Raw genomic sequence first — 13,251 nt, 5'->3', positions numbered from 1 at the left:
TATATTTTATCTGACAATCTATCTCTTGCTTTGAAGAATTGTAGTCATAAGTTCTTTTTCTAGATGTACACCACGTCGTACAGAAACAGTACTAGTCGCTTCGGCATTACTGATATTATCTCCACTTAATGTAGCAGTGTTGCTATAAGTTGTTTTATCTACATCAGTAATATTTGTTGTGTAGGCAATACGATAAGCTGCATTAATTTCATCAGATACAAAGTGAATTTCAAAATCTTTCCCATCTTCAGTCTTCACAATGTTATAAAGACTTGAATCTAGTTCTCCACTTATTTCAGCAGTACCATCTAACTGCATTTCTAATGAGTAAATTTTAATTGATCCGCTCACCAATTCCTGTCCCTCTTCAATTGGATCTTTAACCACAGCTTTAGCTATAGTGTCTAGATGTTTGTTGACATCAACAGTCCAGTCAATTGATGATGCATTATAATTTGTATTAGGTTTCCCTGATTTTTCAATAGTTTTTCCCGGTTTTTCTTTAAAAATTATTGGTATTTCAAGTTCCCCTGATTGAATTGGGAATTTAATGACTTGATGAGTACTGCCAGTAATAGTCGTTTCACTGAAAATACTCCAAACTTCAAATGTTCCACTTATATTTGAGTGTGTTTCTACATTGCCGTTAAAGATAAAAGTAACTTTCCCATCTTTTGTAACAACAAAAGTACCTACAGTTCCGAAGCCTGCAACTAAATCTCCATCAAACTCATTGTAAAGTTCAAATTGTTCTGGTAGTTGGAACTCAAAAATATCCCCATCTTTATAATTGTGCCCATTTTCCAGTTTCCACTCGTATTTGATAATTACTTCTGAGCCTAGCAATGGTTGGTTGGTAGGATTCTTATCAGCATCTATTAATTCTCCCTCTGTTGTCTCTAAAGTAACGTTCGTTATTATAGTTGCTGAATCACCTGTTGTTGGAGGAATAATGACTTCAACAGTATCTCCTGTGGTGTTCTTTGTATCCATTTCCTCTTGAACAGAATGATCCTCAGTAACAGGTTCCTCTGAAGGTATATTCTCTTCCGCACTGGCAGATAGAGGAATCCCTAAACTAAAAAAAATGCTATTAATCACTAAAACTAGGACTAAGCATAAAGAACTGATTTTTTTCATTCTACATTTATTACCTCCTATTTGATTAATTTTTTACCAGATATCCTTTGTGTTTCCCATCCCTCAACTTTCTACATTATTTAGATGAATGCATTGATAAGTTTTTGAAACTAGTAATGAATTACATATTTTTGCAGTTCATCCTAAATCATTATTGAAGAAAGTTCTCTACACTTTCTCCACAAAAGTTGTAAAACTCGGAGAATTTAAAATAATTGAATTTTTGGCAGTAGAATATTATGATAATCAAAGAATTTTGTGTTAAAATATGTAAATCTATGATAAAAATAGTAATAAATAAGTGACTTTTTCCTAATCTTTTTCTATAGTTTTTTAAAATAATTCTACTAATAGGAATTTAGAGGTGGTCTTTTGCTTAAAATAATTCAATATACATTACTTATTGCAGGGGTTGTTTTTGTCAGCTTATTTTTTGCCCAGTACTCGCAAACTATGGAAAAGCAAGATGCAGCACTAGAAGAAGCAGTTGAAAAGGTCAGTAAAAGCGAGGTTTCTTTTGCAAAAGAAAAAGAAAAAGAAGAAGAAACAGAATCAGAGATCAAGAATTTTACGGCCGCAATGAATGAAGCCTTTGCTACACTTGAAATTCCAAAATTAAATAGGACTCTTCCAGTCGTTGAAGGAACAGATGCTGACTCATTGGATAGAGGGGTCGGCCATTTAACCAAGTCTGTTTTTCCAGGGCAAGGGGAACAGATTGTCTTATCTGGGCATCGTGATACGGTTTTTAGAGATTTTAACAAGATAGAAATAGGAGATCTTTTCATTGTAAATATGCCTTATGGAACATTCACTTATCAGATTAAAGATACGGAAATTGTCAATGAGGATGATACGACCGTTATAAGGAAAATGGGCGAAGAAGTTCTTGTTGTAACAACCTGCTATCCATTTGATTTCCTAGGCAGTGCCACGCAGCGTTTTATTATTTATGCTTACCCGTATGACAAAGAAGTTTCATAAAATTATTCCATAAAGTTAACAGAACAATTAAATGCAGGAGAAGGCGGTAGAATAGTTTGAGAGCACTTGTTATTGATGATGAAGAATTAGCGATTTATCATTTAGTTAATTTACTAAAAAGATTCTCTTTCATAACAGATATTGTGACATTTCATGTTAGTGTTGAAGCATTGGACTATTTAAAATTACATCAGGTGGAGATTGCCTTTATTGATATAGAAATGCCTGAAATGAATGGAATAAAATTAGCAGAAGAAATTCAAAAATTAAATCCAGCATGCAAAATAATTTTTACTACTTCTTATGACCAATATACGGTTAAGGCATTTGAGCTGCAAGCAACAGATTATTTAGTAAAGCCCGTAACATATAAAAGACTGCAAATTACAATAGAAAGGGCATCTAAAAAAATAAAGAAAATAAAACCTAGGCTTTGTCTTTTAGGTGATTTAAAAATACTTGTTCAATCAGAAGCAGCGATTGTTTTTGATAAGTGGAGAACACAGAAAGTGAAGGATGTATTCCTTTTCTTATTGCATGAACGAAACAAAAATATTTATAGGGACACCTTGATAGAATTATTTTGGCAAGAGAAGGAAATCAGTAAATCGATTGCTAGTCTGCATAGGATGGTCTATTATCTCAGAAAAATGTTGGAGTCACACCAGTCTATTTTAAACAATGCAATTGAAATCATAAGAACAGATATTGGCTACCAGCTAAAGGTGAAAAATATCGAAGTTGATGTGGAGTTGTTTGAAAAGAAAGTAAAAGAATTATCGGATATACGAAAAGTAGATGCAACAAATTATAAACAAATTGAAGTATTAGTATCATTATATAGCGGGAATTATTTGGATAACGCTGATTATTGGTGGATTGAAGGGGAGAGAAATAAATACCGGGAAATATGGATTTACTATTCCAGTCTATTATTAGATTACTATTATAATGAAGAAATGTACCAGGAAGTAATTACATTGGCAAACCGTATTCAAAAATTAGATCCACTAGAAGAAATGTCATACCGAATGTTAATTCAGCTTTATAAAGAAACTGGGAATAAGCAAGGAGAAAAGTTTCAAAAATCGATGCTTGAACAAATTTTCCGTTGATGGGAAATAAAGGTTCCCTATATACCTAATGATATGTTGAAAATATTACAAAACGAAATATTTTTTGTAACATTCAGAAGTATATGGGGTTTACACTACGGTTTTATTTCTTTTTAAGATTGGTAATTAAATAGGAATATACGAGGTTATACCCTATGCTTTTAAAGTGGTTTTACCTCGTTTTTTGTGAACAATGAAGTTTATTCGCCCATAGTATTTCTAGGTCTAGCTAGTCCTATTATTGCTCCCAGGACGCCCAAAATTGTATGTATAAGGCCGAATGTATAAAAATTAAAGAAAATTTTATGTGTATATTCATTTAATAATGGTAAATTTGGATCAGTAGTGATCTCTCCTAAGGTTGAAAGAACATTCTGTTGGAAATCGATTGAAAAATAAACGAAAACGCCGATAAGTAGAACTCCTCCAACAATTGAAACTGCCCTTAGCATGTGGTCACGGGAATTTCTAGATAATGTAAGAAAATATCGAAATGTCGTAAACAAACTTAGTATTAAAAAAGGCATTACAAATACAACGCCAATAAAACCGAAGTTTCCTGAGTTATCTTGAGGCTTCATGGTAAACAATTGTCCTATGAGTAAAAAGCCCAGCAACGAGATTCCTAAACTAATCAACCAGCTTAGTCTTAGCAAACTAATCATCCTTTCTATAAAAATACTATACATTGAAATAATGAATTTGTGTGGGAAATGTTAAAAAAATAGGGGTATTAAAGGTTAAGCAGGTTTATAAATAAGTTTCTTCTATATTAATTGAAAGTTTAAGAATTAAGCGGTCAGTTTTAATGGCAATTTTCTATAAAATGCTGTTACCATATAGTTGTAAAGAAAAATTTTTAGAAAAAAGGGGAATTGGTTATGCTTCAAAAAGATGAAACAGTGCTGGTGCTCATTGATATTCAAGGAAAATTAGCAGAAATTGTAGACAATAGTGAATTTGTCATTGAAAATATTGCAAAGATGACACAAGGGGTGCAACTTTTAGGTTTACCTATTCTTTGGCTAGAACAATATCCAAAAGGTTTGGGGAAAACTGTTGAAGCGATTGCTCAGCATTTAACAGACCAACAGCCGATTGAGAAAATCACTTATAGTGCTTACGACACACCTGAATTTGTTGAAAAACTAGAAGCAACTGGACGTAAAAAAGTGCTTCTTGCAGGTATTGAAACACATATTTGCGTATATCAAACTGCAGCGCATCTGTTGCAAAATGGCTATGAAGTAGAAGTTTTAGCGGATTGTGTTTCATCTCGCACAGCAAAAAACAACGAAATTGGTCTTCAGAAAATTACTCAAATTGGTGCTAAAGTGACAAGTGTTGAAATGGCGTTATTTGAAATGCTTCAAATCGCAAAAGGAGATACATTTAAAGCGATTAGTAAACTAGTTAAATAAAAAATATAATATTAAAACCATACTATCATTGGGCTTTTCAATGGGGAGTATGGTTTTTTTATGTAAGAAATTTTTATAAAATGAGAGATTTTAGCATAAAAATTAAAATAACTATTTAAAAGGGGGGATTTAGTGTTAGCAACATGGACGTGGATTGTAACAATTGTTTTAAGTTTATTCTTTATTGGCATGTCTTTAAGATTCAGAAAAAAGTCGAACGAAAGCTTTTTGCAATTTGCAATAGCTGGTGGAACACTTCCGTTTTTCTTAATTTTATTTACAGATATTGCAACGATAATGGGGGTAGGGAATTTTGTAGGCCATTCTTCCAAAGGTTTTGAAATTGGAATTGCCAATATTCCTTTTATCATCGGTGAACAAGGTGCAAAAATACTTTTTGCCCTCCTCTTTGCAGGGTTTGCTGCACGCTTTACGTATAAAAGTATTGCAGAGCTATTAAATGACTTAATATTAAGAGATAAAGTATCGAGAGCACTTGTTGGTATTTTAACTTCTGCTATTATGATTGCGTGGATTGGTGGGCAAGCAAAAGGGATGGGGCAACTATTTTCCGTATTTACAGGGGCCGATCCTTTGCCGCTTATCTTTTTCTTCTCTGCGGTATTTATTATTTATACAACAATAGGCGGTATGTATTCGGTGGTTTGGACTGATTTTATACAAGGTGTATTTTTACTAGGACTTGCAGTTTGGTTTTATATAAAAGTTTATGCAAAAATCGATTTTAGTTACACGAAGTTAAAATCAATGCTTGTTGATGTAGGTGCAGCTTCTTTGACAGAACTCAACATTTCCGGTTGGGAAGTATTAACACTATTTGTGACAGGCTGTTTTGGGGTTTTAGCAGCTCAAGTATATTGGCAACGGTGTTTTGCAGCAGTTAATCCGAAAGCGGCTAGCCGAGCGATGTTATATAGTGGCATTGTTGCAATTATATTTACTATATTAGCTTCTGTATCAGGAATGATTGTAAAAGCGTTGAATCCTAATGTTGAATCAGGCAATGCAATTTCGTGGTTAATTTTAAATGAAATGACCCAATTGGTTGCATTACTATTCTTTATCTTAATTTTCCTCGCGGCCATTTCGAGCGCCTCCTCTCAATTACACTCAGCTGCTATAGTTATTGTAAACGATCTAATTATTCCATTTTCAAAGGAAGTCAAGGATAAATCATTGATTTCTATATCGAGATGGTTAGTTGTAATTGTAGGGATATTTTCAATTACTGCTGCCGTTTATTCAGAATCCATTATTAGTTTATTTTCTTTTGCCTACACAATGACTGGTGGGGGAGTAGTACCCGTACTGATTGTTGGTTTGTTATGGAAAGCTAGAAGATCAGAGCGTTTTGAGATGGGTTTCCATAATAGTAAAGTATCCGTTTGGGGTGGTCGAATCGGTTTGCTTTCGGGTGCTATTATTTCTGTTGTATTTGGAATTCTATGGGGAGTTTTAATATCAACTATTCTAACAATTATTGTTTCATTAATACTTCCAAATAAAACAGATTCAAATAGAACGATAGAAATTAAACATGCATAAGATGAAGTAGTTATTTATTTTACCTATTGATGGAGGATAAAACCTTGAAACAAAAAGTCGTCGTCATCGGCGCAGGGATTATTGGAACTTCAGTAGCATATTTTTTATCAAAAAAGAATGTCAATATCGTCCTTGTTGACGCTAAAGATATTGCTTCAGGTACTTCAGGTGCTTGCGATAAAGCCATTATGCTGCAGTCAAAAAAGTGGGGTCCTGCACTTGAGTTAGCTATACAAAGTGCAACACTATATAAAGATCTAGAACAAGAGCTCCAGCAGGATTTAGAATACCGTCAAGGTGGCGGACTGATATTAATCGATAATGAACAAGATCTTAAAGTATTACAGCAAACGGTGGAGAAGCAAAATTCTATCGGTTTAAATGTCAAAATACTAACAGGTGATGAAGTAAGAAAAAAGAATCCGTATCTTTCCGAGAAAATTATAGCTGCTTCATGGTGTGAAGAAGATGCGGAAATTAACCCGATGCTTACAGCCTTTGCTTTTGCAAAGGCAGCTCATAAAAATAAAGCAATACTTCGATTAAATTGTGAAGTACTTGATCTTGTTACAGAGAATAACAGAATATTAGGTGTTCAAACAACCCATGGGAAAATCTATGCTGATAGTGTTGTAATTTGTAGTGGTGTTTGGACAAATCAAATTTTAAAAACGGTTCAACTTGAAGTCCCAATCATCCCACGAAAAGGCATTATTCTAGTAACAGAGAAACTACCAAAAATCATTGATTGCAACATATTAAGTGGTTCGTATATAGTGTCTAAATTACAGAAAGAACAAAATTCTATCCCTTATGGAATCGGGCTTGCGATTAGTCAAACTAAAAGCGGTACGTTGCTAATAGGTGGTTCGAGAGAGTTTGTCGGATTTGATGAGTCTATTAAAACTAAAATTATTCGTGATATTGCAAAGCAGGCGATACACGCATTTCCGTGTTTAGATAATATACATTTAATCCGTTCATTTGCCGGTTTTCGACCATATACCCCAGACAATATGCCGATACTTGGAGAAATCCCTTCAGTTCAAGGCTTGTATATTGCTGCGGGACATGAAGGAGATGGGGTGGCTTTAGCACCTATTACAGGGAAGTTAATGTCGGAATTAATCACTAATCAAAAAATTGAATTTGATTTATCGCCATTTAGTATTGAAAGGTTTTTAGAGAGTACTATTTCTTAAAGATATCTCATAATGCGAGGAGTTTCGTATGGAGAATCAAAATCATGAAAAAGAAATTTCGTTTACTTTTAATGGCAAGCGAATAAAGGGAATTGAAGGGCAGCCTATTGCGGCAGCTTTAATGGCAAATGGAATTCGAGCTATTCGAACATGTACAGTAACCGGAGAACCTAGAGGGATTTACTGTGGTATTGGACATTGTTATGAATGCAGAGCAACCGTTAATCAAAAGCGAAATATCCGTACATGTCTAAAGTGTTTAGAAGAGAATATGGACATTAAAAGTGAATGAGAAATTGACATAGGAGCTTTATCTAAATGAAAGTTGATGTGGCCATTGTTGGTGCCGGACCTGCTGGACTTATAGCCTCAATCGAGCTCGCAAAAAATGGCATGAAAGTAGTTGTAATTGATGAATATTACCGCTCGGGCGGACGGCTATTGGGACAGTTGTACGAAGATACAAAATCAGAGAAAAAACGGATGTGGGATGGAAAAGAAATTGCAAATCATTTGATGGACGAAGCGTTATCTCTAGGTGTACAAATCCTTTGTAAAACAACTGTGTGGAAAATTGAGTCAAATTGTCTTTTTATATCAAATAGTGAAATAAAAGAAATTCATTCAAAGGCTATCATCTTAGCAACAGGAGCAATAGAAAAAGCACTTCCTATACCAGGCTGGCAAAAGGTAGGAGTCATAGCAGTTGGAGCAGCGCAAACTTTTACAAATTTACATCGTGTAAAAATCGGTAATCGTGTTCTTTTTGTTGGTATTGATCCTCTTTCAATTTCGGTTGCAATGGAAATGAAAAAAGCGGGTATTCATGTAGTTGGAATGATGCTGCCAGCGCCTTCATTAATGACAGGTGAAAAAAGCAATCCACAAGACGTACTAGAACAATTACTGATGGTTGCTCATATGGCACCTAATTACTTTTTTCGTATAGCTGGAAAACTAGTTAAAGGGAAAATCAAAAAATTGATTGTAAACTTATTAAAATTTAATTTAATTCAAATCATGGGAATACCTCTTTATTTCAGAAAAGCGGTTACACAAATAAATGGTCAAAGGGAAGTAGAAAGTGTAAGTGTTAGTAATCTATCGACCAATGGCGAACTTTCTCGTATAGAAACAAAGCTTGAAGTAGATACAGTTTGTTTATCTGGAGGTCTATTACCTTTAGTTGATCTTACACAAGTAGCTAATTGTATACTTGTTGATATACCAGAATTAGGTGGCATCGTGCCATTACATAATAAATATTTAAAAACATCTGTTGAAGGAATTTATGTAGCCGGAAATATTACAGGAATTGAAGGAGCAAAGGTTGCGATGGCTCAAGGTAAACTCGCGGCGTTTAGTTTGTTGTACGATTTTAAAATAGTAAGTGAACAACAATTACAAATGGCATTTAATGAAGTCGATATTGCTAGAAAATCTTCTCCAATTTCATTTCTTCCAAATATAAAAATAGGAAGAAAGATTATGGAAGAGAAATGGAAAGCTTATTCCATCCCGATAGGAGAAAAATGAATTGGAAAAAACATGTATTTGTCGATGTGAAGGTGTTTTTCTGGAAGAAATTCTTCAAGCAATTGATGAGGGAGCAACAAGCTTTCAAGGAATAAAAAAAAGAAATCGTATTGGAATGGGGCATTGTCAAGGAAGAACGTGTCAGCCGATTGTAAGAGATATTTTAAGAAAAAAGGTAGGAGCCAATTCATTATTCGAATTACAAAAAGCGCAAGCACCTGTAAGACCTGTTCCATTGGGGAAATTATAATTATAGAGAGTGTTAGTTAAGAAACTTCTCCTTCTTTCATGTAGTTTTCCATTGTATTTCTCGTATTAGTAACAAATTAATATAAAATCTTATGTTAGGGGCTGTACCAACAGTAAATGATAATTCACTGTTGGTCAGCCTTTTATAATTTTATAAAGAGTAATATTCAGAATAATTAAAAATATGATAACTATAAAAATTAATTAACGACATATATTTTTTGAAATGTTCATACCATTGAAATGTGTACAATTTTTAACATTGTATCCAAACCGCTCATTGAATATGAAGTTGATGCATATACGGTGAAATTATTGGTTTCTTTTTTACTTAGAATATCTAGCGAAAGCCATCCAGTCACCGAGGCAGCGCTGCTTTTCCTCGAAGGCAATAAGCGCTCCATTGTTTTAGAAATAGCTAAAGGGCTGAGCAAGGCGTTAGCGTTTTTCATATGGTGATTGCTTTAAACAACCACTTTATTGTAATCGCTTACTAATTTGAAGAAAGAGGGCTTGCCGCAATGAATAGATTACTAAATTTAGAGAGTATAGAGCTGCAAAATGTTAATGCTAAGGGAGGATGAAAGAGTTGCCAGAAAAAAAATACCCTTTAGAAGGAGTTAAAGTTCTTGAAATGGGCTCATTAATTGCTGGGCCCTTTTCTACTAGAATATTAGCTGACTTTGGAGCAGAAGTAATAAAAATTGAACTGCCAAAAAAGGGGGACCAAATAAGAAATTGGCGAGTTCTGCATGAGGGGACTTCTCTCTGGTGGTATGTTCAGTCAAGAAATAAGAAAACGATTTCTCTAGATTGTCGTACTGAAGAAGGAATGGAAATTACAAAGAAATTATTAAAGGATTGTGATGTTTTAGTAGAAAATTTCCGTCCTGGAACTATAGCAAAATGGGGGCTAACTCCTGAGAGGTTAAAAGAAATTAATCCTAAACTCATAACTTGCCATATTTCTGGTTATGGACAAGATGGCCCGTATAAAGACCGTGCAGGATTTGGTGCAATTGGTGAAGCGATGGGAGGTTTAAGATATTTAACAGGCTATCCAGATCTTCCTCCAACAAGAGTAGGAATTAGTATTGGAGATTCCGTAGCATCTCTTTATTCAGTCATTGGGGTATTAATGGCTTTATATCATCGTGATGTAAATAATGGTGAAGGTCAAAGTATTGATGTTTCACTATTCGAATCTATATTCAGTTTAATGGAAAGTTTATTGCCTGAGTATGATGCAGCTGGAGTAAAGAGAGAAAGGACAGGCTCCTCTATGCCAGGTATAGCACCATCCAATATTTACAAAGCAAATGATGGAAAGTATGTAGTTATCGCAGCGAATGGGGATAATATTTTCCAGCGCTTGCTAAAAGTAATTGGAAGAAATGACTTGGTCGGGGATGAACGGTATACAACAAATGAAAAAAGAGTTGCTAATCTCGAATTTATTGATGGCATTATTCAAGATTGGACATTGCAGCATTCATTAAAAGAATGTGTAGATCTTTTAAATGATAATGGAATTCCTGCTGGTGCCATCTATAGTATTGAAGATATTGTAGAAGATCCACAATATAAAGCGCGGGATATGATTGTAGAGGCGCCACATCCAGAACTTGGTACGTTAAAGGTACCTGGTATTGTTCCGAAATTAAGTGATACGCCGGGTGAAATCAAGTGGTTAGGTGCAAAAGAAATCGGAGTATTTAACAATCAAGTCCTAAAAGAAATTGGGCTGACAGATGACCAAATCCAACAATTGTGCGAAAAAGGGATTATCTAAAGTTGGAAATCTAGTCATCTATAAAAGTAAATATTACTCGTTATAGAAAACAGAAACTATTTTTTGAACAGAGGTGAACAAATGTCTGGTCCACTTACTGGATTGAAAGTTTTGGATATTGCAACGGTCTATGCAGCCCCATTTGCAGCGGCTTTATTAGGGGATTACGGTGCAGAAGTAATAAAGGTAGAAATTCCGGGAAAAGGTGATCCTGCTCGAGGGTTTCAGCCGATGAAGCTTGATGAATCGATTCCTTGGGCTACGATATCACGCAATAAAAAGACGATTACTCTGGACTTGCGGAAAGAAAAGGGACAAGAGATATTTTTGAAATTATTAGCCGATCAAGATGTTCTATTCGAAAATTTCCGTCCAGGAACACTTGAAAAGTGGGGAATAACGATGGAGCGAATTCGTGAAGCAAATCCCAATATTATCGTTGTGCGTGTCAGCGGCTATGGACAAACAGGTCCAAAGCGTGAACTAGCAGGTTTTGGGACTTCGGCTACAGCATTTAGTGGTTATACCTATATAACAGGTGAACCAGATCGTCCCCCATTATCACCACCGATATCACTTGTAGATTATGTAACAGGTTTATTTGCAACAATTGGGGCAATTGTTGCTCTCTATCATCGGGATGTCTATGGAGGGGAAGGACAAGAAATTGACGTCTCCCTTTATGAATCGATGTTCCGAATGATGGAAGTACTTGTCGCTTCCTATGACCAACTAGGAATAATTATGGAAAGACAAGGAAGGGATAATAGTTTGGCTGTTCCAGTAGGAATTTTTCAAACTGCTGATAAGAAATGGATGGTTCTTACGACAAGCACAGATAGGACATTCTACCGCCTCGCTGAGCTCATGGGGAGAGCAGAAATGGTTACTGATCCAAGATACTCTACAAATAAAGCGAGAGAAGAAAGACGAGCAGAACTAATGAGTTTAGTTGAGGAATGGATAGGGAGATTTAATGCAAAAGAACTTCAGGAGCTTTGTGACCAAAATGGTGTTCCAATTTCACCGGTCTATTCGATTAAAGATATATTTAATGATCCTCAGTATCAATCACGTCAATCTATTATCGAAGTGGAACACGCAACTCTTGGAAAAGTAAAGCTTCCGAGTGTGGTACCGAAATTTTCTAAAACTCCGGGTACAGTTAGGAAAACAGGTGCATCATTGGGAGAACACAATGTGGAGGTATTTTCGCAGCTTGGTTTTTCTCTTGAAGAAATTGAATTATTACAAAAGGAGGGAATTATATGAGTTGGCAGCATATTGATTTAATCAAAGTGAAGGATGTAGGACCACGGGATGGTCTCCAAATGGAAAAAGCTTTTATACCGACAGAAGAAAAAATTAAATTGATTAATGCTCTATCCAAAAGTGGTGTAAGTGCTATTCAAGTGACTTCTGTTGTTCATCCAAAAGCTGTACCTCAATTAGTAGATGCAGAGATTGTAATGAAAAACATAGAACGTCAATCTAATGTCAAATATAGCGTCTTAGTGCCAAATGAAAGAGGAGCTGAGCGAGCGGTTCCAATGCAAGCAGATGAATGGGAATTGATGCATTCGGTCACAGAAGCCCATTGCAGAGCCAATTCTAATAAAAGTGTAGACGAAAGCTTGAAAGAACACGAAAAAGTCGTGAAGATTGCTAGGCAAAATAATATAACGGTACAAGGAGGAATGGCAACTGCCTTAGGTTGTCCTTTTGAAGGAAGAGTTTCTTTTGAACGAGTGCTTTATACCGCCGAAGCTTATTATTCTATGGGAATTCGCCATATTGGAGTTGCGGATACAATAGGCTGTGCAGATCCAAAGCTTGTCTATACGACAATGAAACAGCTTATCGATAAGTTTCCAGATGTGGAATTTAGTCTTCATCTTCACAATACAAGAGGAATGGCTCTTGCCAATATTTTAGCAGGCATTAATGCAGGGGTATTTAATTATGATGCTTCGATTGGTGGACTCGGAGGTTGTCCATATGCACCAGGTGCTACAGGAAATATAGCAACAGAGGATCTTGTACACATGCTTGATTTAATGGATTTGCATAGTGGTGTTAATTTAAATGAGCTTCTTTCTATTTCAAAGGATGTTGAAAGATTAGTAGGACATGAACTAGAAAGTGCCATTCATCGTGCTGGACCGTCCTATCAACTACATGCCGCACCAGATGCACAGGTGAAGCTGGACCATTAAGGTAGAACAAGGCGATTACGTTTTCAAATA

Annotated in this window: 13 protein-coding genes; 11 read left to right on the top strand and 2 right to left on the bottom strand. The window is 35.3% G+C overall.

What is annotated here, in order from left to right:
• Nucleotides 1-18: 18 nt before the first annotated feature.
• Entirely contained in the window at nt 19-1,140 is a 1,122-nt protein-coding gene (locus EKG35_RS06590) for a collagen binding domain-containing protein (RefSeq protein WP_126293643.1), read from the bottom strand.
• Between the two features lie 372 nt (nt 1,141-1,512).
• On the opposite strand from EKG35_RS06590, the gene EKG35_RS06585 reads away from it, so the two are divergent.
• On the top strand, nt 1,513-2,124 hold the full coding sequence (locus EKG35_RS06585; protein WP_246020226.1) for a class D sortase: 612 nt from the start codon (nt 1,513-1,515) through the stop codon (nt 2,122-2,124).
• A gap of 56 nt (nt 2,125-2,180) precedes the next feature.
• Nucleotides 2,181-3,239, top strand: a complete 1,059-nt coding sequence (locus EKG35_RS06580) for a response regulator (protein WP_126293642.1) — start codon at nt 2,181-2,183, stop codon at nt 3,237-3,239.
• Nucleotides 3,240-3,439: 200 nt separating this feature from the next.
• Here the strand turns inward: EKG35_RS06580 and EKG35_RS06575 are convergent, their stop codons facing one another.
• Nucleotides 3,440-3,895 (bottom strand): nucleoside-diphosphate sugar epimerase, encoded by a 456-nt coding sequence (locus EKG35_RS06575; protein WP_126293641.1) that lies wholly within the window; start codon nt 3,893-3,895, stop codon nt 3,440-3,442.
• Nucleotides 3,896-4,120: 225 nt separating this feature from the next.
• On the opposite strand from EKG35_RS06575, the gene EKG35_RS06570 reads away from it, so the two are divergent.
• The 9 genes from EKG35_RS06570 (at nt 4,121) to EKG35_RS06525 (ending at nt 13,221) form a co-directional block, all read left to right on the top strand.
• Nucleotides 4,121-4,660, top strand: a complete 540-nt coding sequence (locus tag EKG35_RS06570) for a hydrolase (protein ID WP_126293640.1) — start codon at nt 4,121-4,123, stop codon at nt 4,658-4,660.
• Between the two features lie 132 nt (nt 4,661-4,792).
• Nucleotides 4,793-6,226, top strand: a complete 1,434-nt coding sequence (locus tag EKG35_RS06565) for a sodium:solute symporter family protein (RefSeq protein WP_246020224.1) — start codon at nt 4,793-4,795, stop codon at nt 6,224-6,226.
• Between the two features lie 44 nt (nt 6,227-6,270).
• Nucleotides 6,271-7,428: an NAD(P)/FAD-dependent oxidoreductase gene (locus EKG35_RS06560; protein ID WP_185807665.1), complete on the top strand. Its 1,158-nt coding sequence runs from the start codon at nt 6,271-6,273 to the stop codon at nt 7,426-7,428.
• A gap of 28 nt (nt 7,429-7,456) precedes the next feature.
• Nucleotides 7,457-7,720 carry a (2Fe-2S)-binding protein gene (locus EKG35_RS06555; RefSeq protein ID WP_126293638.1) on the top strand — a complete coding sequence of 88 codons (264 nt, stop codon included), beginning with the start codon at nt 7,457-7,459 and terminating at the stop codon, nt 7,718-7,720.
• Nucleotides 7,721-7,746: 26 nt separating this feature from the next.
• A complete protein-coding gene (locus tag EKG35_RS06550) occupies nt 7,747-8,964 on the top strand; it encodes an NAD(P)/FAD-dependent oxidoreductase (RefSeq protein ID WP_126293637.1) in 1,218 nt (405 codons plus the stop codon).
• A gap of 1 nt (nt 8,965) precedes the next feature.
• Nucleotides 8,966-9,214: a (2Fe-2S)-binding protein gene (locus tag EKG35_RS06545; RefSeq protein ID WP_126293636.1), complete on the top strand. Its 249-nt coding sequence runs from the start codon at nt 8,966-8,968 to the stop codon at nt 9,212-9,214.
• A gap of 579 nt (nt 9,215-9,793) precedes the next feature.
• Nucleotides 9,794-11,005, top strand: coding sequence for a CaiB/BaiF CoA transferase family protein (locus EKG35_RS06535; protein WP_126293634.1), 1,212 nt, complete (start codon nt 9,794-9,796; stop codon nt 11,003-11,005).
• An 81-nt stretch (nt 11,006-11,086) separates the two neighbouring features.
• Nucleotides 11,087-12,277, top strand: a complete 1,191-nt coding sequence (locus EKG35_RS06530; RefSeq protein ID WP_126293657.1) for a CaiB/BaiF CoA transferase family protein — start codon at nt 11,087-11,089, stop codon at nt 12,275-12,277.
• Nucleotides 12,274-13,221, top strand: a complete 948-nt coding sequence (locus EKG35_RS06525) for a hydroxymethylglutaryl-CoA lyase (RefSeq protein WP_126293633.1) — start codon at nt 12,274-12,276, stop codon at nt 13,219-13,221. Before EKG35_RS06530 ends, EKG35_RS06525 begins: the two co-directional genes overlap by 4 nt.
• Nucleotides 13,222-13,251 lie beyond the last annotated feature (30 nt).

Origin of the sequence: Lysinibacillus telephonicus (assembly GCF_003966145.1) — a bacterium.
In the GTDB taxonomy this organism is placed as follows: Bacteria; Bacillota; Bacilli; order Bacillales_A; family Planococcaceae; genus Ureibacillus; species Ureibacillus telephonicus.
The sequence above is the reverse complement of the archived record's forward strand: the minus strand, read 5'-3'. Positions and strand labels throughout refer to the sequence as shown.

What these genes read in the sequence shown, in the direction of transcription:
- EKG35_RS06590 (WP_126293643.1), bottom strand. Translation starts at nt 1,140, where the DNA reads ATGAAAAAAATCAGTTCTTTATGCTTAGTCCTAGTTTTAGTGATTAAT.
- EKG35_RS06570 (WP_126293640.1), top strand. Translation starts at nt 4,121, where the DNA reads ATGCTTCAAAAAGATGAAACAGTGCTGGTGCTCATTGATATTCAAGGA.
- EKG35_RS06555 (WP_126293638.1), top strand. Translation starts at nt 7,457, where the DNA reads ATGGAGAATCAAAATCATGAAAAAGAAATTTCGTTTACTTTTAATGGC.
- EKG35_RS06550 (WP_126293637.1), top strand. Translation starts at nt 7,747, where the DNA reads ATGAAAGTTGATGTGGCCATTGTTGGTGCCGGACCTGCTGGACTTATA.
- EKG35_RS06535 (WP_126293634.1), top strand. Translation starts at nt 9,794, where the DNA reads ATGAAAGAGTTGCCAGAAAAAAAATACCCTTTAGAAGGAGTTAAAGTT.
- EKG35_RS06530 (WP_126293657.1), top strand. Translation starts at nt 11,087, where the DNA reads ATGTCTGGTCCACTTACTGGATTGAAAGTTTTGGATATTGCAACGGTC.
- EKG35_RS06525 (WP_126293633.1), top strand. Translation starts at nt 12,274, where the DNA reads ATGAGTTGGCAGCATATTGATTTAATCAAAGTGAAGGATGTAGGACCA.